This is a genomic window from Rhizobium sp. FG113 (assembly GCF_057809895.1).
Genome location: NZ_JBMDKV010000012.1, coordinates 80180 through 103600 on the forward strand (window position 1 = coordinate 80180; position 23421 = coordinate 103600).

Below are 23421 nucleotides of genomic sequence, written 5' to 3' on the forward strand. Positions count from 1 at the left end.
GCCCCTTGCTGCAAAGATGGAGTTCCCCCGCGCTCTTCGGCGTCTGCGCGTGGCTGATGTTCCCCACCATGGCCTCGCATGCCGATCTGGCAGCGCTTCTGGCCGGCCTCGATCAGGGTCGCGAGAACTGGCGCATGGTACTGACCAACTCGCCCGCCGGCTCCATCCACCAGGCCGAGCTCGCCTTCGCCGATCCCGCTGTCACCGGCGCGATCGCATCCGGCGCCGGGATGGTGCTTCCCGATGGCCGCAAGGTCGCCTTCACCGCCGAGAACAAGGGCCACGAAGACACGCCCGATGAGGATCGCGTCAACCGCGCCACCAAGAAGGGCAGGGTGGTCGCCGTCGAGCAAGTGCAGCCGCCGAAGGATTTCTCCGCCGGCTCGATCCTGCAGCGGACCCGTCTTCTGTTTCAGCCGACCTTCAACCTGAAGGACAAGTCGGCCTTCGTGAAGCCGAAGATCCGCGGCAAGGAAATCGAGATCGCCACCAACTTCTATCGCAAGCAGCCGCCGAAGCCCGCAGCCGACATCTCGCCGATGCTGGCCGATCTCGTCACCAGCAACAAGTCCGACGTGCTCGCAACCGCATTCGCTCCCGCCGCTCCCGATTATGCTCGCCAGTCCCCCTTCGATTCGATCTTGACCGACAAGGCCGACAACGGTCGCTTCGTGCCGCAGATCGGCCCGAAGGATCACGCCTGGGCCGCGAGCATCCTGCCGGCCAGCGTCTTTTCGCCTGCCGAGCAGCAGTGTCTGGCGTCAGGCATCTATTTCGAGGCGCGTGGTGAAACCGTGAAGGGCCAAGCGGCCGTCGCCCAGGTCATCCTCAACCGCGTGCGCAACCCGGCTTACCCGAAGACCATCTGCGGCGTCGTCTACCAGAACGAGGATTGGCGCAACCGCTGCCAGTTCTCCTTCGCTTGCGACAACATCAAGGACCGCGTGAACTCGCAGGCCCATTGGAGAATCGCCCGCGATGTGGCGATGGCGGTCACCGCCGGCCGCATCTGGCTGCCCCAGGTTGGCTCCGCCACCCATTACCACGCCGTCTATGTTCGCCCGAAATGGGCAAAGACCATGGAAAAGGTCGGCCGCATCGGCCTGCACGTCTTCTACCGCACCTATGGTGGCGGCTGGAGCTGACAAAAACCCGGTAAAAGGCGCGTTTTCGCGCCTTATTGCCGCGTCAGCCCGCGGATTCTTTCCCCCGATTCCGCCACAACCCGCCCGTATCGATCTAACCATATGTTTTTGATCGCTTATTTTATGGCTGGACATCGGCCTGCTACGCCTTGACTATGGATTTTGCTAAAACTATGTTGCGCGCGACTTCAAAGCGGGCCGGAAGGTTCTTCAGCCTTGGGGTCGTTGTCCGGTAAACCGGGGTAGCGGCGTAGCGGACGGCGGCAGGCGGAGGAGAGCACGATGGCGGATGACCGCGAGGAGAGTCTGGAAAAGCGCCGTGCGCAACTGGGAGCGGAACTCGCGACCAAGCGCATCGAGGCGGGGAAGGACGAGGCCGACGAAGCCCGCGCCGAGGTAAGCCGCAAGGGCTATGCCCAGGCGATGAAGCTTTCGAGCGAGTTCATTTCCGCGGTCGTGGTCGGCGCTGTCCTGGGCTATCTCTTCGACCGTTTTGTCGGCACTGCGCCTTGGGGATTGATCGTACTTCTTCTTCTTGGATTTGGTGCCGGCGTGCTGAACGTGATGCGCGCTGCGGGCAAGGTTGCGAAACCTGATCTCGATATGCGCGAAAGCGACCGGAAATAGGGCGGAACGTTCAGGCGTTCGATCCAGTGCAATAATCCCGTCTCGTGCGGGTATAAGATATAGAGAGAACAAGCGGTGTCTAACGATCCGACTCATCAGTTCCTGATCCAGAAGATTGTGCCGATCGAAATCGGCGGGATTGATTTCTCGTTTACGAACGCCTCGCTGTTCATGGCGGCTTCCGCTGCCGTGGCCGCCGGCTTCCTCTATTTCTCGACGTCGAACCGCGCCATCGTGCCGGGCCGCTCGCAGTCGGTCGCTGAAATGTCCTACGAGTTCATCGCGGGAATGCTGAAAGAGGGCGCCGGATCCAAGGGGATGAAGTTCTTCCCGCTGGTCTTCTCGCTCTTCATGTTCGTGCTGACGGCAAACCTGCTCGGCATGTTCCCATACTTCTTCACCATCACCAGCCAGATCATCGTCACCTTTGCTCTTGCTCTGCTCGTCATCGGCACGGTTCTGGTTTACGGCTTCTACAAGCACGGCTTCCACTTCCTGAATGTCTTCGTGCCTCAGGGCGTTCCCGGCATCTTGCTGCCGCTGGTCGTCGCCATCGAAATCATCTCGTTCCTGTCGCGTCCGATTTCGCTCTCCGTTCGTCTCTTCGCCAACATGCTGGCCGGTCACATCACCCTTAAAGTGTTCGCGGGCTTCGTTGCCTCGCTTGGAGCCATGGGTGCGGTTGGTATCGGCGGCGCCGTTCTTCCCCTCATCATGACCGTCGCCCTGACGGGTCTCGAGTTCCTCGTCGCCTTCCTCCAGGCTTACGTCTTTGCGGTACTGACTTGCATGTACCTCAACGACGCGATCCATCCGGGTGGCCACTAAGGGATACCGACATTGACGTCCGCGGGCGTCAGTCAATTCGCCGCAACAACCATTTCAAAGGAGTACAACATGGACGCGGAAGCAGCAAAATTCATCGGTGCAGGCCTCGCTTGCTTTGGTATGGCCGGTACGGCTCTCGGCCTCGGCAACATCTTCGGCAGCTACCTGTCGGGCGCCCTGCGCAACCCGTCTGCCGCTGACAGCCAGTTCGGCCGTCTGGTATTCGGCTTCGCCGTTACGGAAGCTCTGGGCATCTTCTCGCTGCTCGTCGCTCTCCTTCTGCTGTTCGCCGTTTAATTTCGGCGCACTGAGGGATCACGGCCTGCGAACAGCGAGCCGTGATCCTTTGTATTTGCAGTACACCTGGAGGTGAGCATGTTTTTTGTGACCCCGGCTTACGCTGAAGAAGCCCCGGCGGGAACCGCAGAAACTGGTGCAGCGACCGGTACAGACGCGCATGCTGCCCCGGCCGCAGGCGAGGTTCATACCGAGACCGGCGTGCCAGCCGAACACCATGGCGGTGTTTTCCCGCCTTTCGATACTTCGACGTATGCGTCCCAGCTGCTCTGGCTGGCGATCACCTTCGTCATTTTCTTCGTGCTCATGCAAAAGGTCATTGCACCGCGCATCGGCGGTATCCTCGAGCAGCGCCACACGCGCATCGCCCAGGACCTCGATGAGGCTGCACGCCTGAAGGCGCAGGCAGACGCGGACGTTGCTGCCTACGAAGCCGAACTCGCAGAAGCCCGCGCCAAGTCGAACGCAATCGGCACGGCAGCGCGCGACGCCGCCAAGCTCAAGGCCGAGGCTGACCGCCGTGCGGTTGAAGCCGCTCTGGGCGAAAAATTGAAGGCTGCGGAAGGCCACATCGCCGATATCAAGGCGAAGGCATTCGCGGATGTCGGCACGATCGCCGAGGAAACGGCAAAGGCCGTCGTCGAGCAGCTGATCGGTGGCACCGCCACCAAGGCTGAAGTCACGTCCGCCGTTACCGCGGCCAAGAAGGGAGCTTGATCGATGGAATTTGCACTGGACGCAACATTCTTCGCATTCGTCGGTCTCGTCCTGTTCCTGGCACTGGTCGTCTACCTCAAGGTTCCCGGCATGATGGCGACGTCGCTCGACGACCGCGCCGATCAGATCCGCAACGAGCTGTCGGAAGCCAAGCGCCTGCGTGAAGAGGCCCAGCACCTGCTGGCCGAATATCAGCGCAAGCGCAAGGAAGCCGAAGCGGAAGCTGCCCATATCCTGGCAGCCGCCGAGCGCGAAGCGGAAATGTTCACCGCCGAAGCCAAGAAGAAGACCGAGGAATTCGTTGCCAACCGCACCGCGGTTTCGGAAGCGAAGATCAAGCAGGCCGAAGCCGATGCGATGAAGGCGGTTCGTTCCGCAGCCGTCGACCTCGCCATCGCCGCCGCTGAAACGGTTCTCGTCAAGAAGGCCGATGCCAAGGTTCAGTCCGAACTCTTCGGTAACGCCCTCGGCCAGGTAAAGACCCGCCTCAACTGAGATCGGTCCTATTACATTTCGAAGCCCCGGTTCGCCGGGGCTTTTTGCGTTTTGGAGGTGTTGTTCGCGGTAGCGCCCGGAAGCCGGCCGAGGTGCCGTCTACTCGCCGTCGGTGACCAGGAACTGCTTGAGCCGCCCGAAGCTCATGCGGTGCAGCGGGCAGGGGCCATGGCTGTCGATGCCGGCGCGGTGGCGCGCGGTGCCGTAGCCCGCATGCGCGGCGAAACCATAGGCGGGGAAGATCAGGTCGGCGCGGGTCATCATCCGGTCGCGCGTGACCTTGGCGACGATGGAGGCGGCGGCGATCGACACGGAGCGGGCATCGCCCTTGACGACGGCCTGGCCGGGGCAATCGAGCCCAGGGGGCACGTCAAGCCCATCGGTCAGCACATAGCTTGCCGGGATGGAGAGGCTGAGGATCGCGCGGCGCATGGCATCGAGGCTCGCCTTGCGGATATCCGTCTCGTCGATGCGACGCGAGCTGGATGAGGCGATCGCGACGGTTGCGGTGGCAAGGATCTGCTCGAACAGCTCTTCCCGTCTCTGCGCGGAGAGCTGCTTGGAATCGTTCAGGCCATCGGGGATGCGCTTCGGGTCGAGAATGACGGCGGCGGCGACCACGGGCCCCGCCAGCGGCCCGCGCCCTGCCTCGTCGGCGCCGGCGACGGGCCAGTGGCCGGCCTTGCGCGCCTTCAGCTCCAGCCGGAAATCCGGAAGCAGCGGGACATCTTCGAAAAGCATGGGAGAATCGGGTGGCGTGCGACGTTTCATGCGGCTGAACTTCGCACGCCAACCCGATTTCCTGCAAGTCCCCGGATCAGGGCGGCGGGCCGGGGACTTGAGAACGGAAGGCCAGGGTCAGCCGTCCGTAAGGGAATGTCCGAGCATGTCGCGCAAAAGTGTGCAGAGGTTTTGCGACAACGACATGCTACAAAACTAGAGCAGCGACAGCTGCACGCCGCTGCCGTTTGGCGGCACGAACAGGTCGTCGCGCAGCGGCATGCTGCGGCGGGTCATGCCGAGCCGCTTCGTGGCCATCTCGAAGCGCCGGGCGATCTGCCAGGCATAGGGACCGGCGCCCTTCATGCGCTTGCTGAAATCGGCGTCGTAATCCTTGCCGCCGCGCATCGAGCGCACCAGCGACATGACGTGCCGGTAACGGTCGGGATAGTGCTGCAGCAGCCAGTCGCGAAACAGCGGCGACACTTCCAATGGAAGACGCAGGATCACATAACCCGCTTCCGTAGCGCCGGCGGCATGCGCCGCATCGAGCACGCGCTCGATCTCATGGTCGTTCAGCGCCGGAATGACCGGGGCCATCATCACCGACGTGCGAATGCCGGCGTCGCTCAGCGCCTTCAGCGCATCGAGCCGCTTCGATGGGGTCGAGGCGCGGGGCTCCATTGTCCGCGCCAGCTTGCGATCCAGCGTCGTCACCGACAGCGAAGCGCGCACGAGGTTCTTCTCCGCCATGCGCTGCAGGATATCGAGGTCGCGCAGGATGAGCGCCGACTTGGTGACGATCGACACAGGGTGGTTCGCCCGCTCCAGCACCTCGAGGATATCCCGCATGATCCGCCATTCCTTTTCGATCGGCTGGTACGGATCCGTATTGGTGCCGATGGCGATCACCCGCGGCTTGTAGCCGGGCTTGGCAAGCTCGCGTTCCAGGAGCTTGGCCGCATCCGGCTTGGCAAACAGCCTGGCTTCGAAATCCAGCCCCGCGGACAGGCCCATATAGGCGTGTGTGGGCCGCGCGAAGCAATAGATACAGCCGTGCTCACAGCCGCGATAGGGATTGATCGAACGGTCGAAGGGGATATCCGGCGATTCATTGCGGGTGATCGCCGTGCGCGGCTTTTCGATCTGCACCTCGGTCTTGAACGGCGGCAACTCTTCCAGCGTCTGCCAGCCATCGTCGAAGCCTTCGCGGCTCTGCGGCTCGAAGCGCCCGCTCGGGTTCAGTCCCGCACCGCGGCCACGCCGGCGGTCGACCTCGATCCTGAGGCCGGAAGAAACGATCATCGCGTCGGCAATATCCGCCGTATTGGCAGGCGCGAATGCGGCCTGCCCTGCAAGGGACTGTTCGTTCATCGGGTTTCTCCGTCGATGGAAGACTCGTCGTCCCCATCCGTTCTGGTGATTAAATTCCTATCGTTGAAATGAGAACAATGCAAGAACAAATTTGGAAAACTGTCGCTGGTAATGTTTTGTGCGTCGCACTATAAATGAGCAATGTTGACTGTCGTATTGGAATGCCGGGATCAGGAACCTGAGCTGGCGCAGACATTATCGGTGTTGGTTGCTGGTGCCGTGGAGGGGCTGGTGAGCGACGTGGTGGTGCTCGACCACGGCTCGCGCGATGGCTCGTCCAAGGTCGCGGACGCTGCCGGCTGCCGCTTCCATCAGCATTGGGATATCAAGGACATACTGCGTTCGGCGCGCGGCGAATGGCTGTTGTTCGTCGAGCCCGGCGCCCGCCCGCAAAGCGGCTGGATCGACGAGATCGCCGAATATGTGGCGCTGAACAAGCTGCCCGCCCGCTTCACCGCCTCGCGTGGTTATCGCCGGCCCTTCTATCAGCGCCTGCGCCGTCTGGCGCCGCTTGAACTTGGCCTGTTGCTGCCGAAAAAACATGCTCTGGCGACGGCGCGCAGCGGCATGCAACTGGCGGAATTCGTCAAGGGGCAGAAGCTGCGCAAGCTATCGGCCGAGCTCATCCCGTCGTGGGTGGCGCGCTCGGCGCGGAACTAGGCTCTAAGCGCCGCGCTTCAGGTGTTCGTCGAGCCTGGGCATGATTTCCACGAAATTGCACGGCATGTGGCGATAATCGAACTGCGCCTTCAAGATGCCGTCCCACGCGTCCTTGCAGGCGCCGGGCGATCCCGGAAGCACGAAGACGAAGGTGGTGCCGATCAGCCCCGCCGTCGCGCGCGACTGCACGGTGGACGTGCCGATCTTGTCCTGCGAGATGCGGTGGAAGACCGCCGAAAAGCCATCCATGCGCTTGTCGAACAGTGGCTCCAGCGTCTCGGGCGTCACGTCGCGGCCGGTAAAGCCGGTTCCGCCGGTGGTGATGATCACGTCGACGTCCGATTGCGCCGTCCACGCCTGCACCTGCGTGGCGATCGCCTGCCTGTCGTCGGGCGCGATGGCGCGCGCGATCAGCCGGTGCCCAGCCTCCGAGATGCGGGCCGCCAGCGTATCGCCCGAGCGGTCGTCCGCAGCCGTGCGCGTGTCTGAAACCGTCAGCACGGCAAATCCCACCGGAATGAACGGACGCGTGTCGTCAACGCCTGTCATCATCATCTCCCGCCAATGTTTCGGTTGCCTCGAAATACCAGTCCGGCCGCTTGCCGTGAAGCGCGTCCGCTGCGGCCTTCGCTTCGTCCGCGCTTGCAAATATGCCGAAGCACGTCGCGCCCGAGCCCGACATCCGCACGAAGCGCGCGCCTTGATCGGAGAGCATATCGGAAATCTCGGCGATCTCGGGCAGCAGCGCGCGCGCCGGCGGTTCGAGATCGTTGCGCGTGGCGCGCAACCCGTCCAGCCAGGAGCGGCCGGGTGCTACCACAAGCGCGCCGTTCGTCTTGGTCGCTAGTCGGCGGAACACCTCGGGCGTCGAAACCCCCTTCAGCGGATTGGCGAGCACCATGGGGAAGATAGGCAAGTCACGCACCGTCTCGATCCGCTCGCCGATCCCGCGCGCAATCAGCGGCCGGCTCGCAAGACACATCGGTACATCGGCGCCGAGCTTGATGGCGATGACGTCGATGGTCGCGGCGGGCAGGGGAGTGCCCCAGAGCCGCATCAGCCCGCGCAGTGCCGCCGCCGCATCTGCCGAGCCGCCGCCGATGCCCGAGGCAATCGGCAAATCCTTGCGCAGGTGGATGCTGACCGGCGGTGCGGTCCCGCCAACGTCGAGGACGGCAAGACGCAACGCGTCGCGCGCCTTCAGCACCAGATTGGTGCCGCCATCTCCAGTGAGCGCGTCGCCAAATCGGCCGGAGATGTGAAACTCATCGGTATCCGCTGGCGCGAAGTCCAGCCGGTCGCCCGCCCGCGTGAACGTCACCAGCATTTCGAGCAGATGATAGCCGTCGTCTCTCTGGCCCGTGACGTGCAGGGCCAGATTGATTTTGGCAAAGGCATCCTCGCTGATCGCAACGCCGTCGGCGAAGCCGAAGCCGGTGTCAGCCATGGATGATCAGGTCTTCTTGTCGGCCGGCTTCGGGTCGACAGGGGCCGGATCGGGCATCTTCTTGTCGACGGTCTTGGCGTCGTCGGTCACGGCAGGCAGGCCGTTGGCGATCTTGTCCTTGATCTTCGGGATCTCGGCGGCCTCGGGTTCCGAGCCCAGCGCCCGGTTCCATTGGTAGACGGCCTCGAGCTTGCGCCCGACGCGCCAGTAGGCGTCTCCCAGGTGATCGTTGATCGTCGCGTCGCCGGCCTTGATCTGTGCGGCGCGCTCCAGCTCCTCGGTGGCGTCGTCGAACTTGCCGAGGCGGAAATAGGCCCAGCCGAGCGAATCGATGATGTAGCCATCGTCGGGGCGCAGATCGACGGCCTTCTTGATCATCTCCAGACCCTCGTCGAGGTTCCGGTTCATGTCGATCCAGGAGTAGCCGAGATAGTTCAAGACCTGCGGTTGGTTCGGGTTAAGGTCCAGCGCCTTGCGGAAGCTCGGCTCGGCCTTGTCCCACTGCTTCAGCCGCTCATAGGCGATGCCGCGCTGGAAGAACACTGTCCAGGTGTTCTTGCCCGGCAGCGGCCCGATAACCTCGACAGCCTTGTCGTAGTTCTCGGCCATCGCCTTGTAGTCCTTGGCGTCGGAGAGAACGCTGCCATACGCGAGATAGCTGCGAATATCCTTCGGGTCCGACTTGATCAGCCCCTGCAGATGCGCGCGGGCTTCCTCGACCTTGCCGCCTTCGGCCAGCGCCAGACCGAGCTGCAGCTCGGAAATGCGGCTCATCGGCGAATTGTCGGGCACTTCCTTGTAGAGCGCGATGGCGCGGTCCAGCTGGTTCTGCTTCTCGGCGATACCACCGAGCATGACCAGCGCGTCGGCGCTGTCAGGATCGAGTGCACGGGCGATCTGCAGGTAGAGCGAGACGATGTCCTCGGCCCCATCACGGTTCAGCGCGCCGGCAAAGGAGAACAGAACGCCGGCCGCACCCTGCTTGGCGTTGGTGATCTGCTGCACCTGCTTTTCGCCATTGGTGATGCTCTGGCGCAGCGCGTTGAGCGGCGCGTAGTTGGGCAGCAGGTTGTCGCCGACCGAAACCGTGTCGAGCGCCTTCTGCTTGTTGCCCTGCGTCGCTTCCAGGCGGGCGAGCGCCATGATGGCGCGCATGAAGGTATCGGGCGCAGTCGCAGCGCCATCCTTGTCGAGCACGGCGTCGTTCAGGTGCTTGCGCGCAGAGCGCACATCGCCGTTGACGATGGCGATCGCGCCGGCATTGTAGTTCTGGAAGATGGCGAGCCACTCCGGCCCCTTCAGCTTCTCGACCTGCGACAGCGCATCCTTGCCCTTGCCGGCGCCAAGTCGCGCCCAGGCGGCCATCAGGTCGTTCATGACGCGGTCGAGATCGGTCGGGCCGGTGGTCTTCAGCGCGCTCTCGGCCGTCTTGTATTCGCCGCGGCGGATCGCGTCGGCGCCGCGCACGATGGTCGAGAGGCGCTCGATGCTCGGATCGTTCTTCAGCTCGTTGGCGTAGCGCACACTGTCCTTGATGTCGCCATTGAGCAGCAGCGAGATCATCAGGCGCTGGCGGATCTCCGGATTGCCGGGCTCGATCTGCAGCGCCTTCTTGTAGAGCTCGATCGCCGTTTCGTAATCGTGGTCGACATCGGCGGTGCGGGCGGCAAGCAAAGCGCCGGAGAAGGTGTTGACGCTATCAGGATCGAAGATCACGGTCGCGCTGGCGTCGTCCTTCTTGGCCGCGTCTTCGGCATTGGCGCCGCCGAGCACGCTCAGCGACAGAACTGCCGCAAGCGACGCGCTCGAAAGAAGACGTATGGCAAATTTCCGCCGCATTAGAAAACCTTTCGTGAGAACAGCCCACCAGCGTCGACTGCAAAATCAGTTGAGAAGACTGATTCACGACAGGATGGCTTTTTTGAAGCGACCCCGCAAGAAAATCAGCCTTGGACCAATGATCGTCGGTTAATTGACGCGCTCGATGCAGAAGTCGATGACTTCCATCAGTGCGGATTTCCATGCCGTATCGGGAAGCGGCGCCAGTGCATCGCGTGCAATCGTGCCATAATGGACCGCCCGACCAATGGTATCGTTCAGCGTTCCGTACTTGGTGATCAGGCCAAGTGCCTTTTCGAGGTTCTGATCGTTGCTTTCGCCACCCTCGATCGCCTTGCGCCAGAAGGCGCGTTCTTCCTCGGTGCCGCGCCGATAGGCGAGGATGACGGGAAGCGTGATCTTGCCCTCGCGGAAGTCGTCGCCGACATTCTTTCCGAGATCGGCTGCCTTGCCGCCGTAATCGAGCACGTCGTCGACCAGCTGGAAGGCGAGGCCAAGGTTCATGCCGTAGGACTTCATCGCGTTGCGGCCGGCCTTGCCGGCATCCGCCACGATCGGTCCGACTTCGGCAGCCGCCGCAAACAGCGCCGCGGTCTTGGCGCGGATGACCGAGAGATAGTCGTCCTCGGTGGTTTCCATGTTCTTGGCGACGGAAAGCTGCAGCACTTCGCCTTCGGCGATCACGCAGGCGGCGGAAGAGAGCACGTCGAGCGCATCGAGCGAGCCGACATCGACCATCATGCGGAAGGCCTGGCCGAGCAGGAAGTCGCCGACCAGCACGCTTGCCTGGTTGCCCCAGATCATGCGGGCGGTGGACTTGCCACGGCGCAGGTCGCTTTCATCGACGACGTCGTCGTGCAGCAGCGTTGCCGTATGCATGAACTCGACCGCGGTCGCGAGCTTGATGTGGTTTTCGCCCTGGTAGCCGTAGAGCGCGGAGGAGGCGAGCGTCAGCATCGGTCGCAGGCGCTTGCCGCCGGACGAGATCAGATGGTTCGCCACTTCGGGGATCATCTGCACGTCTGAACCGGCCTTAGAAAGGATCAACTGGTTGACCCGCTCCATGTCCGCCTTGGTTAGATCCACCAAAGGCTTGACGGATGCCAGTTTGTTTTTGCTTTCTTCAAGCGGTATGACCACGCCCAACGACCCGGACTCCTGTTCACTCATTGGATTTGACAATAGAAAGGGGCGGCTTGAGCGGCAAGAGGCGAAATTGCCACGTCGCGGAAAATTGAAAGGGATTTCACGGTAAATGCATGAACTTATCCGCGCCAACGATCCCGTGCTGCTCTCCTTCGCTGAAAGCCTGATGAAGGATGCCGGCATCCATTGCTTCATCGCCGATCAGGGCATGAGCATATTGGAAGGCTCGCTCGGCATGCTGCCGCGCCGCCTGCTGGTCGAGGACGACCAGGCCGACCGCGCCCGCGGCATCCTCATCGACGCCGGCCTTGGCGACGAACTGCGTGAGCAGAAGTGAGCGACACCGTGACCAGCGAGCCCACGCCCGATCAGCCCGTAACCGAAACCATCGACGCCTTCCATCGCGGCGCCTTTCATATTCTCCAGCCGAAGGGCAGGGGGCACCGCTCCGGCATGGACGCCATGCTGCTTGCCGCATTGGTGGATGACGAGAGAGAGGTAAAGGTCGCTGACCTCGGCGCCGGCGCCGGTGCGGCCGGTCTCGCCGTCGCCTCGCGGCTGCCGAAGGCCGAGGTCGTGCTCTTCGAGCGCTCCGTCGAGATGGCGGACTATGCCCGCCGCAGCCTCGATCTCGCGGAAAACGCCCACATGCTGGGCCGCGTCACCGTCATCGAGGCGGATGTGACGCTGAAGGCAAAGGCGCGCAACGACGCCGGCCTCGTCGACGAAAGCTTCCACCACGTCATCCTCAACCCGCCCTTCAACGATCCCGGCGACCGCAAGACGCCGGATGCGCTGAAGGCGGAGGCGCATGCGATGACGGAGGACCTGTTCGAAAGCTGGCTGCGCACGGCCGGCGCCATCATGATCCCTGGCGGCCAGCTGTCGCTGATCGCCCGCCCGGAATCGATCGCCGAGATCATCGACGCCTGCGGCCGTCGCTTCGGCGGCATCGAAATCACCGCCATCCACCCGCGTGAAGGCGAAAACGCCGTTCGCATTCTGGTGACCGCGATCAAGGGCTCACGCGCCCGGCTGTCGCTGCGCGCGCCGCTGATCATGCACGAAGAGGGGAGCCACAAGTTCTCCCCCTTTGTCGACGACCTCAACAACGGCCGCGCGGCTTACTCCAGGCGTTAGCCGATCACAAAGTCGAACAACAGCTTGATGTTCAGCCCGGCGATGATGATGGCGATCGTGTAGGCGATGGCGGACAGCCAGCGCGGTGCCACGAGGTCGCCCATCTTTGCCTTGTTGGCGGTGAACATCACCAGCGGGAAGACCGCGAAGGAAAGCTGCAGGCTGAGCACGACCTGCGTCAGGATCAAGAGCTCGGCGGTGCCCGCGTCGCCATACCAGATGGTCACGAAACCGGCCGGCACGATGGCGATGGCGCGGGTGATCAACCGCCGGATCCAGGGCTGCAGCCTGATCTTCAGGAAACCTTCCATGATGATCTGTCCGGCCATGGTCGCCGTCACCGTCGAGTTCAGGCCGCAGCACAAAAGCGCGATGCCGAACAGCGTCGGCGCCAGCGCAAGCCCGAGTAGCGGCGCCAAGAGCGAGGAGGCTTCGCCGAGTTCAGCGACGTCGGTGCGTCCATTGGCATGGAAGGCTGCGGCGGCGAGGATCAGGATCGAGGCATTGATCAGAAGCGCGAAGCAGAGCGCCACGGTGGAATCGATCGTCGCATAGGTCAACGCCTCGCGCTTTTCCGGCACGCTGTGGCCGTAATCGCGGGTCTGCACGATGCCCGAGTGCAGGTAGAGATTATGCGGCATGACCGTGGCGCCGAGAATGCCGAGCGCCAGATAGAGCATCTCCGGATTGGAGACGATCTCCGTGGTCGGGAAGAAGCCGCGGATCACATCGCCCCACTGCGGATCGGCCATGAAGATCTGCACGCCGAAGCAGACGGTGATGATCCCGAGCAGCGCGATCACGAAGGCCTCGACCCAGCGGAAGCCGATCTTCTGCAGATAGAGGATGAGGAACACGTCGAGCGCGGTGATGAGGACGCCGAGTTCAAGCGGAATGCCGAACAAAAGGTTGAGGCCGATCGCCGTGCCGATCACCTCGGCGATATCGGTGGCGATGATCGCGATTTCAGCAAACAGCCAGAGCGGGATCGATACCCAGCGCGGGAAGGCATCGCGGCAGGCCTGCGCCAGATCGCGGCCGGAGCCGATGGCAAGGCGCGCACAGAGCGATTGCAGCACGATCGCCATCAGGTTGGACAGTAGTGCCACCGTGAGCAGCGTGTAGCCGAACTTCGAGCCGCCGGCGAGCGAGGTCGACCAGTTGCCGGGGTCCATGTAGCCGACTGCCACCAGATATCCGGGGCCGACGAAAGCGATGGCGCGGCGCCAGCGCGAGGCGTGCTTCTGCGTTCCGATCGAACGGTGGACATCGGCCATCGACGCCTCCTCGCGCTCGTGGCGCCAGCCCGTCTTGGCCTTGGGTGTCATAATGTCCATGCAGCATCCGCCTGTTCTATCAATAAGAGCAATATGGCTGATTAGAATGATAATGCAAGTCATTCGCAACAAGAAAATACTGAGGCGGATCATTTGCGGCCCAGCCATTGCGTTTGCCGTTGCGACGCATACATGGAGGTGACGTTTCACCGAGTTCGCACGAAGGAATGGGAATGGCCGGATTTTTGAGAAAACTGATGCCGAAGCGCTTCCGCACGGAGGGCATCGTGATCCCGGTCGTCAGGCTCCAGGGTGCGATCATGACCGGCGGCAGCCAGTTCCGCCCGGCGCTGAACCTTGCCTCGACCGCGCAGGTGCTCGAAAAGGCCTTCGGCTTCAAGGACACGCCCGCCGTCGCCATCTCCATCAATTCCCCTGGCGGTTCGCCGGTTCAGTCGCGGCTGATCTTCACCCGCATCCGCGAACTGGCGCGCGAGAAGCAGAAGAAGGTCATCGTCTTCGTCGAGGACGTGGCGGCCTCCGGCGGCTACATGATCGCGCTTGCGGGCGACGAGATCATCGCCGACCCGACCTCGATCGTCGGCTCGATCGGGGTCGTCTCCGGCGGCTTCGGCTTCCCCGAGCTTCTGAAGAAGATCGGCGTCGAGCGCCGTGTCTATACCGCGGGCGAAAACAAGGTGATCCTAGACCCCTTCCAGCCGGAGAAGGAAAAGGACATCGAATATCTGAAGACGCTGCAGCTGGAGATCCACCAGGTCTTCATCGCGATGGTGCGCGAGCGCCGCGCCGGCAAACTGAAGGATGACACGACGGTCTTCTCCGGCCTTTTCTGGACCGGCACGCGCGGCTTGGAACTCGGCCTTATCGACGGTCTCGGCGACATGCGCCAGGAACTGAAGAAGCGTTACGGCTCGAAAACCAAGCTCGAACTCGTAACCCCTGCAAGGGGGCTTTTCGGACGCCGCATTCCCGGCATATCATCATCGCTCGAAGGAGCCGCCTCCGGCTTCGCGGCCGGTCTTGTCGAGACGGCCGAAGACAAGGCATTGTGGAGCCGATACGGGCTCTAGGGAGTAAAAAGGACGACATGCCGCAGCTTTTGATCATGGGTGTGCTCGTCCTGGGCGCCTGGCTCCTCTACCGCCGCTTCGTGGCCGAAGCCAAGCGCCTGCAGGAAAAATCCCGCCGCGCCCAGAGGGAGCAGCAGACCGGAGCGATCGGCACGCTGGTGAAGGACCCGGTGACGGGCGAGTATCATTTGAAGAAGGATGATGATTGAGGGGGAGGGCTTTGATCAGCCTCGTTCCCGAACCCGCGCCTGCCAATCCGCTCCGCCATAGCTGATGCAGAGAACAAAGACGGATTGGGTTTCGTCATTGACGGTAAAGCAGACGGTCGCTTTATCCGATGCGGGAATCGCGCGCAGATGCGGGTGAAAGTCGCTTCGGATGGTACCGATATGAGGAAAGTCGGCAAGAGAGTGGAGCTTTTGCTCAATCAGGTCGATTTTATCCTCGGCAACTTCATAGCCGGCGTACTCACCAACCAGCATGGTGATGTCGAGAAGATCGTTCTTAACGAGAGGATGGCGGGTAACCCTATACGCCATACTTTCTCGTTGCTTTACGTTCGCGGATGAATGCTCTCACTTCATCGAACATGGTGTCGCCATCCAGCGGTATCCGCTGATCCTCGGGCAACTCCATTCGGCGCCGGATCTCGTCGGCCATTCCCGCAAGAGGATCGCTTGAGGCATCGCGTTTCCTCATCCGCGCCAGCCCTTCTTTAACGACGTCCGACACGCTCGCAAACCGCCCGTCCTCGACGAGCTTCTCCGCGTAACGAAGATCCTCATCCGATAGCATCACGGCGTTCTTGGCGTTCATAATCGTCTCCAAGGCAAGGTCTGTAGTTACTATAAGGCAACCGACACCGCTTGTCCTCCCTGCAAACTGTGGGGAAGAGGCCGGATAGCTTACTTTGGCGCTCCCATTGCTGTGTGATACGGTGTGAGCGGTTCACGTCGGAGCGCGCCATGCGGATTGTCAAATTCGAAGACGGTCTCGGAGTCTGCATCTCACAGGCAATTGTGGATGAACTCGGGTTGAAGGAAGGCGACGACATCGCGGTTCGCGTCGGTACTGATCGCAATACTGAACTAGCCACAGCAGATGCCCGGTCGAAGGCGTTTGAACGGATCAGGGCATTCAAGCTGCAGCTGCCGCCGGATTGGAGATTTGATCGCGACGGTGCGAACAACCGATAAGTCCCGAAACCCTTGACCCTCATCGCCGCTCGTGGCACCTGTCGCCCACCGAACCAATTGAATGGCGACTAACCTCATGTCTGCACCCAGCATCCCCGACCACATGAACCCGAAGCGCTCGTTTCAGGCGCTGATCCTGACGCTGCACAGCTACTGGGCGGACAAGGGTTGCGCGGTGCTGCAGCCTTACGACATGGAAGTCGGCGCCGGTACGTTCCATCCGGCGACCACGCTGCGCGCGCTTGGCCCCAAGCCCTGGAAGGCCGCCTACGTGCAGCCCTCGCGCCGCCCGTCCGACGGTCGCTACGGCGAAAACCCGAACCGTCTGCAGCATTATTATCAGTACCAGGTCATCCTGAAGCCGAACCCGCCGAACCTGCAGGAGCTCTACCTCGGCTCGCTCGCCGCGATCGGCCTCGATCCGCTGCTGCACGATGTCCGCTTCGTCGAGGACGATTGGGAAAGCCCGACGCTCGGCGCCTGGGGGCTCGGCTGGGAGTGCTGGTGCGACGGCATGGAAGTCTCGCAGTTCACCTATTTCCAGCAGGTCTGCGGCCTCGAATGCTCGCCTGTCGCGGGCGAACTGACTTATGGCCTTGAGCGCCTAGCCATGTATGTCCAAGGCGTCGACAACGTCTACGACCTGAACTTCAACGGCCGCGAGGGCGACGAGAAGATCAGCTATGGGGATGTCTTCCTGCAGGCAGAGCAGGAATATTCGCGCCACAACTTCGAATTCGCCAACACCGAGATGCTGCATCGCCACTTCATCGATGCCGAGAAGGAATGCCAGGCGCTGCTCGCCGCCGGCGCCCCTGGTGATACCGATAACCAGAAGCTGCACAAGTGCGTCTTCCCGGCCTATGACCAGTGCATCAAGGCCAGCCACGTCTTCAATCTGCTGGATGCGCGCGGCGTGATATCTGTGACGGAACGCCAGAGCTATATCCTTCGCGTGCGCACGCTCGCAAAGGCCTGCGGCGAAGCCTTCCTTCTGACCGACGCCGGTGGCGTCAATCTCGCCAGCAAGGCTGCCTGATCAATCAGCGGCGTCTGTCTGCCTTGATCTCTACGGTGCGCGCTGCCGGACGCGGCGCGCCCTTGAGCATGAAGAACGATGAGATGGCAAGCATGTTGAGCAGGAAGATGGCTGCGCTCATGGCTGATTGATCCCCGTGACCTTGTTCGGATCCCGCCGCCGTCGGCCGATCCATGGTCAAGATAGGCCCTATCCGGCCACCGCGGTATCGCGAGATCTTGGGATGCGCCAGATTGCAAAAGGCGGGAGATGACAAGCGTCGCCAAGCCGCATAGTCTCCCGGCCGACCTTGCGTCGTAACGGGGGATTCGCGATGTATATTATTCTAGGCCTCATCGTCCTGATCGCGCTTTATGCGGTCTTCGTCTACAACGGCCTCGTGCGCGCCCGGCAGATGGCCGAGGAGGCCTGGTCCGGCATCGACGTGCAGCTGAAGCGCCGCGCCGATCTGATCCCCAACCTGATCGAAACGGTGAAGGGCTACGCCACCCACGAAAAGACGACGCTCGAAGAGGTCGTCAAGCTCCGCAACCAGGCGCAGACCGTTCCGGCAGGCGATGTCGCCGGCCGTGCGCAGGCGGAAGGTTTGCTGGGTGCCGCACTCGGCCGCGTCATGGCGCTCGCCGAAGCCTACCCGGATCTGAAGGCCAACGAGAATTTCCGCGAGCTGCAGACCTCGCTCGAAACCATGGAAAGCGAGATCCAGATGGCACGCCGCTATTACAACGGCTCCGCCCGCGATCTCAACGTCAAGGTCGAAAGCTTCCCCTCCAACCTCGTCGCCAACCAGTTCGGTTTCACCAAGCGCGAGTATTTCGAGATCACCAACGAGGCCGATCGCGCTGTCCCGAGCGTAAAGTTCTGATCCCGAAGTTCTGAGAACAGCCATTTGCCTTTGCTGAAAAGCTGCTATGAGCAGGGCAAGATCGCGGCCGGATAGGGCCAGCGGATAAGACGCAATGAGTAAAGACAAGCCCATGAGTAAAGACAAGCTCACCATCATCCCGGCGGCCAAGCCGCTGTCCGGCCGCGCCGTGCCTCCCGGCTCGAAGTCGATTACCAATCGCGCGCTGCTTCTGGCAGGTCTCGCCAAGGGCACCAGCCGGCTCACCGGCGCGCTGAAGAGCGACGACACGCGCTATATGGCCGAAGCTTTGCGCGCCATGGGCGTGACGGTGGATGAGCCCGACGCGACCACCTTCGTCGTCACCAGCTCCGGCGAGCTCAAGGCGCCCGCAGCCCCGCTCTTCCTCGGCAATGCCGGCACCGCCACCCGCTTCCTCACGGCAGCGCTCGCGCTCGGCCATGGCCGCTATGTCGTCGATGGAGACGAGCATATGCGCAAGCGCCCGATCAAGCCGCTGGTCGATGCCCTGAAGTCGCTCGGCGTTTCGATCGAAGCGCCCACCGGCTGCCCGCCGGTGACGATCGACGCCAACGGCCGTTTTGCGAACAACAAGGTCGTCATCGATGCCGGCCTCTCCAGTCAGTATGTCTCCGCCCTGCAGATGGCGGCGGCCTGCGGCTCCGAGCCGTTCACCATCGAGCTTGCCGGTGCCGATATCGGTGCGCGCGGCTATATCGACCTGACGCTCGCTGTCATGCGCGCCTTCGGCGCCAAGGTCACGCAGCCGACGCCGTCCTCCTGGGTGATCGAGCCGACCGGCTACACCGCAACCGATTTCGTCATCGAGCCGGACGCCTCCGCCGCCACCTATCTCTGGGCCGCCGAAGTGCTGACCAAGGGCGCGATCGACCTCGGTGTCGCCAATGAGGACTTCACCCAGCCGGACGCGAAGGCTTACGACGTTATCAAGCAGTTCCCGCATCTGCCCGCAGAAATCGACGGCTCGCAGATGCAGGATGCGGTGCCGACCATCGCCGTGCTGGCCGCCTTCAACGAAACGCCGGTGCGCTTCGTCGGCATCGCCAATCTGCGCGTCAAGGAATGCGACCGCATCCACGCGGTCTCGACCGGCCTCAACAACATCCGCGCAGGCCTTGCGACCGAGGATGGTGACGACCTGATCGTCTCCTCCGACCCGGCGCTGGCTGGCCAGCACCTGCCGGCGGATATCGACACCTTCGCCGATCACCGCATCGCCATGAGCTTCGCGCTCGCCGGCCTGAAGATCGACGGCATCACCATTCTGGACCCGGATTGCGTCGGCAAGACCTTCCCGGATTACTGGAAGGTGCTGTCCTCGCTCGGCGTCGCGATAAAGGACGAGTAACCGGCAGCAAATCTCGCCGGGCAATCCGAAGAGACAATTCTGAAAAGACAAGGGGGAGAATGTCTTGATGCGTTGGTTGTCCGGTCTCGTTGCCGCTCTGTTGTTTCTGCTGGCGGCATCTTTTGCCGCCGCAAACGAGCGCATCACCTCCTATCATTCGGAAGTCGAGGTCGCCAAGGATGGCGACCTCACCGTGACCGAGACGATCTCGATCGTCGCCGAAGGGTTCAAGGTCAAGCGCGGCATCTTCCGCGACTTCCCGCTTACCATGCTGGATGGCGAGGGACGCACCATCCGCGTCGGCTTCGATCTCCTCTCCGTCACTCGCGACGGCCAACCCGAGCCCTACAAGACCGAAAGCATCGACGGCGGCATCCGCATCTATGCCGGCTCCAGCGACACCATCGTGCCTGAGGGTGAGCACACCTATGTCTTGACCTACAAGGCCGATCGCATGATCCGCTACTTCCCGGATCACGACGAGGTCTACTGGAACGTCACCGGCACCGGCTGGCAGTTCGCCATCGAGCAGGCCTCGGCGCGCATCACCATGCCATCGGGCGAGGTGACGAGGCTTGCCGCCTACACCGGGCCGTTCGGCTCGCGAGCCACGAATGCCACGTCGCGCATCGAGGGCAACCAGGCGATCTTCGCCACCACCCGCATGCTCGGGCAGAACGAGGGCCTGACCGTCGTTGCCGGCGTGCCGAAGGGCGTCATCGACCCGCCGTCGACAGCTCAGCTTCGCGCCTGGTGGCTGCGCGACCACATGGCCGATGTCATCGCCGTCGCCGGCCTTCTCCTCGTCGCGCTCTACTATGTGTTCTTCTGGGTGAGGGTAGGGCGTGATCCGGCCCGCGGTGTCGTCGTGCCGCGCTGGGACCCGCCGGAGGGGCTCTCGCCGGCGCTGGTCAACTATATCGACAACAAGGGCTTCAACGGCGCCGGCTGGCCGGCCTTTTCGGCCAACGCGCTCGACCTCGCCGTCAAGGGATACGTCACCTTCGACGATATCGGCTCCAGCATCACGGTCACCCGAACCGACAAGCCGCTGCCGAAAGCCCTGCCTGCCGGCCAGGCTGCATTCTTGTCTCTCGTTGGCCGCTCCGGCCAGAGCTTTTCGATCAGCAAGTCGAATGGCGAAAAGGTGCGCGACGCCGGCCAGAAGTTCCGACAGGCGATCGAAGGCGAACATCGCGGCAAGTACTATCACTCGAACGCGCTCTACATGGTCGGCGGCATCGTCCTCAGCGTTATCTTCATCATCGCGGTTCTGGCCTTCGGCGAAATCGATGCCGATCTCGGCGGCTTCATCGCCGCCACGGTTTTCTCGGCGGTATTCCTGGGCATCCTGTCGTCGCGCCTCGGTCTCAGTTTCCGCAAGGGGGCGTCGCTGCGCAGCAAGATCGGCGGCGTCATCATCGGCGGCTTCTTCGGCTTCACGCTTCTCTCCATCCTCGCCGGCATCGTCACCGCCGCCGTCGAGCAGTTGACGGCAGCCGACCACTGGCCCGTCATCGTCGCCGTCGGCGGCATCGTCATGATCAATGTGGTGTTCTTCTTCCTGATGGGCGCCCCGACGCCGCTCGGCAGCCGGCTGATGGACCATATCGATGGCCTGCGCCGCTACCTGACGGTTGCCGAAAAGGACCGCATGAATATGGCCGGCGCGCCTGCCATGTCGCCGCAGCATTTCGAAACACTGCTGCCCTATGCGGTGGCGCTCGGTGTCGAGAAACCCTGGAGCGATGCCTTCCAGACCTGGCTGGCAACCGCTGCAGCAGCAGGAGCGGCGGCAGCCGCCTATTCGCCCATTTGGTATCCGACCCATTCCGGCAGTTTCGGCGACAGCATCGGCGGCTTCTCCTCCTCGATGGCCTCCACCATCGCCTCGACACTCCCCGCACCCGTAACCTCGACCTCGTCGGGCTTTTCCGGCGGCGGCGGTGGCTTCTCGTCCGGCGGCGGGGGTGGTGGTTTCTCCGGCGGTGGCGGCGGCGGCGGTGGCGGCGGCGGTTGGTAGCCTTTAGGCTTGACCTTTCCGCTCCAGCCCCTTAACCGCCACTCACAAACTGGAAAGGGACGGGCATGAAGGTTCTGTTGATCGGATCGGGCGGACGCGAGCACGCATTGGCCTGGAAGCTGGCGCAATCGCCCGAACTCACCACGCTCTACGCCGCCCCCGGCAATCCAGGGATCGCCGAGCACGCGACGCTCGTCCCCGTCAACACCGAGGACAACGACGCCGTCGTATCCTTCTGCAAGGACAACGCGATCGATTTCGTCGTCGTCGGCCCGGAAGCGCCGCTGGTTGCCGGCGTGGCCGATCGTCTGCGCGCCGAGGGCTTCGCCGTATTCGGTCCGTCGGCAGCGGCTGCCCAGCTCGAAGGCTCCAAGGGTTTCACCAAGGATATCTGCGCCCGCTACGATATCCCGACTGGCGCCTACCAGCGTTTCAACAACGCCCCCAAGGCCAAGGCCTATATCCGCGAGCAGGGCGCCCCGATCGTCGTCAAGGCCGATGGTCTTGCCGCCGGCAAGGGCGTGACCGTTGCGATGACCGTCGATGAAGCCCTTGCCGCCGTCGACGATTGCTTCGAGGGCGCGTTTGGCGCTGCCGGTGCCGAAGTCGTGGTCGAGGCCTATCTCGATGGCGAAGAGGCAAGCTTCTTCTGCCTGAGCGACGGCAAGCACGCGCTGGCGCTCGCCACCGCCCAGGATCACAAGCGGGTGGGCGAGGGCGATACCGGCCCGAACACCGGCGGCATGGGCGCCTATTCTCCAGCCCCCGTCATGACGCCTGAGATGGTCGAGCGCACGATGAAGGAGATCATCGAGCCCACCATGCGCGGCATGGCCGAGAGTGGCTATCCCTTCTCCGGCGTCTTCTTCGCCGGCCTGATGATCACGAAAAAGGGCCCAGAGCTGATCGAATACAACGTTCGCTTCGGCGATCCCGAATGCCAGGTGCTGATGATGCGCCTGAAGAGCGATCTCCTGCCGATCCTTTATGCGACCGCCACCGGCACGCTGGACAAGGTGACCGCCGAATGGAGCGATGACCCGGCGCTGACCGTCGTCATGGCCTCCAAGGGCTATCCGGGTTCCTACGACAAGAACACCCCGATCAAGTCCATCCCCGAAGCGGGCGAGGGCGCCAAGGTGTTTCATGCCGGCACAGCGCTGAAGGATGGCGCGCTGGTCGCCACCGGCGGTCGCGTTCTGAACGTCACTGCGACGGGCAAGACGGTCGGCGAGGCCCAGGCCCGCGCCTATGCGCTGCTCGACAAGGTGGAGTGGGACAACGGTTTCTGCCGCCGCGACATCGGCTGGCAGGCGATCAAGCGCGAAAAAGCGTGATCCGATATCGAAATCGGATCAGTTCTCTAAATTTTTACCCTTTCCCCTGACGGGATGGAAATAAAGCCGCGTTAAACCTGTGTTCAAGGTAAGACGGAGTGTTTCCATGCGTCAGGTTTCTGCGGTTGTTTTGGGTGTCGTTGCTGCGTTGATGGCGGGTTCCGCCATGGCGTCGTCGATCGACGTGGTCGGCGCCGATGCGGCCTCGACCGACAGCAGCATCCTCAAGATGACCTGCACCACATGCCCGCCGCTTCAGGTCGTGGAAACCAAGAAGGAATATATCGTCCCGACGCTCGCCGATGGCGCGCTCGAGCACTCGCAGATCCGCGACGTCGACGGCGAAAAGAAGCTGTTTCGCACCGAAGGCTGGATGGGCGGCTCGCCCGTCGTGTTCGTGACCAAGGCGCCGGCTACGGTGGCTGTTGCCGCTGCCCCAGCCGCCGTCGACGGTGTCGATACAGCGACGACGTCGGCCGTCATCAGCGCTGATACCAAGCCCGTCGTTGCAGGTGCTGCAGGCCAGCCGGCGGAACAAACGCGCCCGCTCGACGTTTCTAATTTCAAGCTTAGGCCTTGATTTAAAGTTCCCTGCCCCTCCCGTCCAAAGTTTTGGTCATCCGGGGCTCCACCTCAAAAGGGTGGTGAAATGCGCTCCTGAAGAGAAGCAGGGGCGCATTTTCTATTTTATACTTCGCCGGTCCACGCTGGCACCGCGCTTGGACCCACTTCGTGTTTGGGACATCATCTAGTCCTTGGTTAAGTGTTTCTTATAAAAAACAGGCCATT

Annotated in this window: 27 protein-coding genes; 18 read left to right on the top strand and 9 right to left on the bottom strand. The window is 62.6% G+C overall.

Annotated features, from left to right (window positions below; all coding sequences use genetic code 11):
- Window positions 1-56: 56 nt before the first annotated feature.
- From ACODTZ_RS23660 to ACODTZ_RS23685, 6 genes are all read left to right on the top strand, one after another.
- Window positions 57-1145, top strand: coding sequence for a cell wall hydrolase (locus ACODTZ_RS23660; RefSeq protein WP_489028572.1), 1089 nt, complete (start codon window positions 57-59; stop codon window positions 1143-1145).
- Between the two features lie 282 nt (window positions 1146-1427).
- On the top strand, window positions 1428-1772 hold the full coding sequence (locus tag ACODTZ_RS23665; protein WP_018898616.1) for an AtpZ/AtpI family protein: 345 nt from the start codon (window positions 1428-1430) through the stop codon (window positions 1770-1772).
- Window positions 1773-1847: 75 nt separating this feature from the next.
- The gene (locus ACODTZ_RS23670; RefSeq protein WP_018898617.1) at window positions 1848-2600 is read left to right on the top strand and encodes a F0F1 ATP synthase subunit A; all 753 of its coding nucleotides are present in this window, start codon (window positions 1848-1850) and stop codon (window positions 2598-2600) included.
- 69 nt (window positions 2601-2669) lie between these two features.
- On the top strand, window positions 2670-2897 hold the full coding sequence (locus ACODTZ_RS23675) for a F0F1 ATP synthase subunit C (protein ID WP_015338972.1): 228 nt from the start codon (window positions 2670-2672) through the stop codon (window positions 2895-2897).
- Between the two features lie 78 nt (window positions 2898-2975).
- Window positions 2976-3614 (top strand): F0F1 ATP synthase subunit B, encoded by a 639-nt coding sequence (locus tag ACODTZ_RS23680; protein WP_018898618.1) that lies wholly within the window; start codon window positions 2976-2978, stop codon window positions 3612-3614.
- A 3-nt stretch (window positions 3615-3617) separates the two neighbouring features.
- Window positions 3618-4109 carry a F0F1 ATP synthase subunit B gene (locus ACODTZ_RS23685; protein ID WP_018898619.1) on the top strand — a complete coding sequence of 164 codons (492 nt, stop codon included), beginning with the start codon at window positions 3618-3620 and terminating at the stop codon, window positions 4107-4109.
- Window positions 4110-4208: 99 nt separating this feature from the next.
- On the opposite strand, the gene rnhB is transcribed toward ACODTZ_RS23685, so the two are convergent.
- Together rnhB and ACODTZ_RS23695 are read right to left on the bottom strand one after the other, a co-directional pair.
- The gene (gene rnhB / locus ACODTZ_RS23690; RefSeq protein ID WP_209189329.1) at window positions 4209-4880 is read right to left on the bottom strand and encodes a ribonuclease HII; all 672 of its coding nucleotides are present in this window, start codon (window positions 4878-4880) and stop codon (window positions 4209-4211) included.
- 165 nt (window positions 4881-5045) lie between these two features.
- Complete coding sequence (locus ACODTZ_RS23695; protein ID WP_018898622.1) at window positions 5046-6203, bottom strand: PA0069 family radical SAM protein; 1158 nt, start codon at window positions 6201-6203, stop codon at window positions 5046-5048.
- A 141-nt stretch (window positions 6204-6344) separates the two neighbouring features.
- Here ACODTZ_RS23695 and ACODTZ_RS23700 point away from each other — a divergent pair, with 141 nt between their 5' ends.
- A complete protein-coding gene (locus ACODTZ_RS23700; RefSeq protein ID WP_047508072.1) occupies window positions 6345-6863 on the top strand; it encodes a glycosyl transferase in 519 nt (172 codons plus the stop codon).
- 3 nt (window positions 6864-6866) lie between these two features.
- On the opposite strand, the gene moaB is transcribed toward ACODTZ_RS23700, so the two are convergent.
- From moaB to ACODTZ_RS23720, 4 genes are all read right to left on the bottom strand, one after another.
- On the bottom strand, window positions 6867-7412 hold the full coding sequence (gene moaB / locus ACODTZ_RS23705; RefSeq protein ID WP_113010087.1) for a molybdenum cofactor biosynthesis protein B: 546 nt from the start codon (window positions 7410-7412) through the stop codon (window positions 6867-6869).
- Entirely contained in the window at window positions 7399-8310 is a 912-nt protein-coding gene (locus ACODTZ_RS23710) for a 4-(cytidine 5'-diphospho)-2-C-methyl-D-erythritol kinase (protein WP_489028576.1), read from the bottom strand. The genes moaB and ACODTZ_RS23710 overlap by 14 nt, the downstream gene beginning before the upstream one ends.
- Before the next feature lie 6 nt (window positions 8311-8316).
- On the bottom strand, window positions 8317-10149 hold the full coding sequence (locus tag ACODTZ_RS23715; RefSeq protein ID WP_489028578.1) for a tetratricopeptide repeat protein: 1833 nt from the start codon (window positions 10147-10149) through the stop codon (window positions 8317-8319).
- Window positions 10150-10278: 129 nt separating this feature from the next.
- Window positions 10279-11295, bottom strand: coding sequence for a polyprenyl synthetase family protein (locus ACODTZ_RS23720; protein ID WP_018898627.1), 1017 nt, complete (start codon window positions 11293-11295; stop codon window positions 10279-10281).
- A gap of 109 nt (window positions 11296-11404) precedes the next feature.
- Between ACODTZ_RS23720 and ACODTZ_RS23725 the strand changes: the two genes are divergently transcribed.
- A complete protein-coding gene (locus tag ACODTZ_RS23725; protein WP_489028580.1) occupies window positions 11405-11632 on the top strand; it encodes a putative signal transducing protein in 228 nt (75 codons plus the stop codon).
- A complete protein-coding gene (locus ACODTZ_RS23730; RefSeq protein ID WP_489028582.1) occupies window positions 11629-12435 on the top strand; it encodes a tRNA1(Val) (adenine(37)-N6)-methyltransferase in 807 nt (268 codons plus the stop codon). The genes ACODTZ_RS23725 and ACODTZ_RS23730 overlap by 4 nt, the downstream gene beginning before the upstream one ends.
- Here ACODTZ_RS23730 and ACODTZ_RS23735 read toward each other — a convergent pair.
- Window positions 12432-13772, bottom strand: coding sequence for an Nramp family divalent metal transporter (locus ACODTZ_RS23735; protein ID WP_477927124.1), 1341 nt, complete (start codon window positions 13770-13772; stop codon window positions 12432-12434). The two genes, ACODTZ_RS23730 and ACODTZ_RS23735, sit on opposite strands and share 4 nt — an antisense overlap.
- A 173-nt stretch (window positions 13773-13945) precedes the next feature.
- Here ACODTZ_RS23735 and ACODTZ_RS23740 point away from each other — a divergent pair, with 173 nt between their 5' ends.
- Together ACODTZ_RS23740 and ACODTZ_RS23745 are read left to right on the top strand one after the other, a co-directional pair.
- Window positions 13946-14803 carry a S49 family peptidase gene (locus ACODTZ_RS23740; protein WP_489028584.1) on the top strand — a complete coding sequence of 286 codons (858 nt, stop codon included), beginning with the start codon at window positions 13946-13948 and terminating at the stop codon, window positions 14801-14803.
- 17 nt (window positions 14804-14820) lie between these two features.
- Entirely contained in the window at window positions 14821-15012 is a 192-nt protein-coding gene (locus ACODTZ_RS23745; RefSeq protein ID WP_209232815.1) for a hypothetical protein, read from the top strand.
- Window positions 15013-15027: 15 nt separating this feature from the next.
- On the opposite strand, the gene ACODTZ_RS23750 is transcribed toward ACODTZ_RS23745, so the two are convergent.
- Together ACODTZ_RS23750 and ACODTZ_RS23755 are read right to left on the bottom strand one after the other, a co-directional pair.
- On the bottom strand, window positions 15028-15342 hold the full coding sequence (locus ACODTZ_RS23750; RefSeq protein WP_489028586.1) for a type II toxin-antitoxin system RelE/ParE family toxin: 315 nt from the start codon (window positions 15340-15342) through the stop codon (window positions 15028-15030).
- The gene (locus tag ACODTZ_RS23755; protein ID WP_112944518.1) at window positions 15332-15619 is read right to left on the bottom strand and encodes a ribbon-helix-helix domain-containing protein; all 288 of its coding nucleotides are present in this window, start codon (window positions 15617-15619) and stop codon (window positions 15332-15334) included. Before ACODTZ_RS23755 ends, ACODTZ_RS23750 begins: the two co-directional genes overlap by 11 nt.
- Before the next feature lie 149 nt (window positions 15620-15768).
- On the opposite strand from ACODTZ_RS23755, the gene ACODTZ_RS23760 reads away from it, so the two are divergent.
- From ACODTZ_RS23760 to ACODTZ_RS23790, 7 genes are all read left to right on the top strand, one after another.
- The gene (locus ACODTZ_RS23760; RefSeq protein WP_489028588.1) at window positions 15769-15999 is read left to right on the top strand and encodes an AbrB/MazE/SpoVT family DNA-binding domain-containing protein; all 231 of its coding nucleotides are present in this window, start codon (window positions 15769-15771) and stop codon (window positions 15997-15999) included.
- Between the two features lie 76 nt (window positions 16000-16075).
- A complete protein-coding gene (locus ACODTZ_RS23765; RefSeq protein ID WP_489028590.1) occupies window positions 16076-17038 on the top strand; it encodes a glycine--tRNA ligase subunit alpha in 963 nt (320 codons plus the stop codon).
- Between the two features lie 313 nt (window positions 17039-17351).
- Complete coding sequence (locus ACODTZ_RS23770; protein ID WP_111561839.1) at window positions 17352-17903, top strand: LemA family protein; 552 nt, start codon at window positions 17352-17354, stop codon at window positions 17901-17903.
- Between the two features lie 112 nt (window positions 17904-18015).
- A complete protein-coding gene (locus ACODTZ_RS23775) occupies window positions 18016-19272 on the top strand; it encodes a 3-phosphoshikimate 1-carboxyvinyltransferase (RefSeq protein WP_489028592.1) in 1257 nt (418 codons plus the stop codon).
- Between the two features lie 67 nt (window positions 19273-19339).
- Window positions 19340-21295 (top strand): DUF2207 domain-containing protein, encoded by a 1956-nt coding sequence (locus tag ACODTZ_RS23780; protein ID WP_489028594.1) that lies wholly within the window; start codon window positions 19340-19342, stop codon window positions 21293-21295.
- Between the two features lie 65 nt (window positions 21296-21360).
- On the top strand, window positions 21361-22632 hold the full coding sequence (gene purD, locus ACODTZ_RS23785; protein WP_489028595.1) for a phosphoribosylamine--glycine ligase: 1272 nt from the start codon (window positions 21361-21363) through the stop codon (window positions 22630-22632).
- 106 nt (window positions 22633-22738) lie between these two features.
- The gene (locus ACODTZ_RS23790; RefSeq protein WP_489028597.1) at window positions 22739-23212 is read left to right on the top strand and encodes a plant virulence effector HPE1-like domain-containing protein; all 474 of its coding nucleotides are present in this window, start codon (window positions 22739-22741) and stop codon (window positions 23210-23212) included.
- The last annotated feature ends 209 nt before the right edge of the window (window positions 23213-23421 follow it).

What these genes read in the sequence shown, in the direction of transcription:
- moaB (WP_113010087.1), bottom strand. Translation starts at nt 7,412, where the DNA reads ATGACAGGCGTTGACGACACGCGTCCGTTCATTCCGGTGGGATTTGCC.
- ACODTZ_RS23685 (WP_018898619.1), top strand. Translation starts at nt 3,618, where the DNA reads ATGGAATTTGCACTGGACGCAACATTCTTCGCATTCGTCGGTCTCGTC.
- ACODTZ_RS23660 (WP_489028572.1), top strand. Translation starts at nt 57, where the DNA reads ATGTTCCCCACCATGGCCTCGCATGCCGATCTGGCAGCGCTTCTGGCC.
- ACODTZ_RS23700 (WP_047508072.1), top strand. Translation starts at nt 6,345, where the DNA reads ATGTTGACTGTCGTATTGGAATGCCGGGATCAGGAACCTGAGCTGGCG.
- ACODTZ_RS23725 (WP_489028580.1), top strand. Translation starts at nt 11,405, where the DNA reads ATGCATGAACTTATCCGCGCCAACGATCCCGTGCTGCTCTCCTTCGCT.
- ACODTZ_RS23775 (WP_489028592.1), top strand. Translation starts at nt 18,016, where the DNA reads ATGAGTAAAGACAAGCTCACCATCATCCCGGCGGCCAAGCCGCTGTCC.
- ACODTZ_RS23770 (WP_111561839.1), top strand. Translation starts at nt 17,352, where the DNA reads ATGTATATTATTCTAGGCCTCATCGTCCTGATCGCGCTTTATGCGGTC.
- ACODTZ_RS23790 (WP_489028597.1), top strand. Translation starts at nt 22,739, where the DNA reads ATGCGTCAGGTTTCTGCGGTTGTTTTGGGTGTCGTTGCTGCGTTGATG.
- ACODTZ_RS23715 (WP_489028578.1), bottom strand. Translation starts at nt 10,149, where the DNA reads ATGCGGCGGAAATTTGCCATACGTCTTCTTTCGAGCGCGTCGCTTGCG.
- rnhB (WP_209189329.1), bottom strand. Translation starts at nt 4,880, where the DNA reads ATGAAACGTCGCACGCCACCCGATTCTCCCATGCTTTTCGAAGATGTC.
- ACODTZ_RS23710 (WP_489028576.1), bottom strand. Translation starts at nt 8,310, where the DNA reads ATGGCTGACACCGGCTTCGGCTTCGCCGACGGCGTTGCGATCAGCGAG.
- ACODTZ_RS23675 (WP_015338972.1), top strand. Translation starts at nt 2,670, where the DNA reads ATGGACGCGGAAGCAGCAAAATTCATCGGTGCAGGCCTCGCTTGCTTT.
- ACODTZ_RS23665 (WP_018898616.1), top strand. Translation starts at nt 1,428, where the DNA reads ATGGCGGATGACCGCGAGGAGAGTCTGGAAAAGCGCCGTGCGCAACTG.
- ACODTZ_RS23745 (WP_209232815.1), top strand. Translation starts at nt 14,821, where the DNA reads ATGCCGCAGCTTTTGATCATGGGTGTGCTCGTCCTGGGCGCCTGGCTC.
- ACODTZ_RS23695 (WP_018898622.1), bottom strand. Translation starts at nt 6,203, where the DNA reads ATGAACGAACAGTCCCTTGCAGGGCAGGCCGCATTCGCGCCTGCCAAT.
- ACODTZ_RS23680 (WP_018898618.1), top strand. Translation starts at nt 2,976, where the DNA reads ATGTTTTTTGTGACCCCGGCTTACGCTGAAGAAGCCCCGGCGGGAACC.
- ACODTZ_RS23755 (WP_112944518.1), bottom strand. Translation starts at nt 15,619, where the DNA reads ATGAACGCCAAGAACGCCGTGATGCTATCGGATGAGGATCTTCGTTAC.
- ACODTZ_RS23760 (WP_489028588.1), top strand. Translation starts at nt 15,769, where the DNA reads ATGCGGATTGTCAAATTCGAAGACGGTCTCGGAGTCTGCATCTCACAG.
- ACODTZ_RS23780 (WP_489028594.1), top strand. Translation starts at nt 19,340, where the DNA reads ATGCGTTGGTTGTCCGGTCTCGTTGCCGCTCTGTTGTTTCTGCTGGCG.
- ACODTZ_RS23765 (WP_489028590.1), top strand. Translation starts at nt 16,076, where the DNA reads ATGTCTGCACCCAGCATCCCCGACCACATGAACCCGAAGCGCTCGTTT.
- ACODTZ_RS23735 (WP_477927124.1), bottom strand. Translation starts at nt 13,772, where the DNA reads ATGGACATTATGACACCCAAGGCCAAGACGGGCTGGCGCCACGAGCGC.
- ACODTZ_RS23740 (WP_489028584.1), top strand. Translation starts at nt 13,946, where the DNA reads ATGGCCGGATTTTTGAGAAAACTGATGCCGAAGCGCTTCCGCACGGAG.
- purD (WP_489028595.1), top strand. Translation starts at nt 21,361, where the DNA reads ATGAAGGTTCTGTTGATCGGATCGGGCGGACGCGAGCACGCATTGGCC.
- ACODTZ_RS23750 (WP_489028586.1), bottom strand. Translation starts at nt 15,342, where the DNA reads ATGGCGTATAGGGTTACCCGCCATCCTCTCGTTAAGAACGATCTTCTC.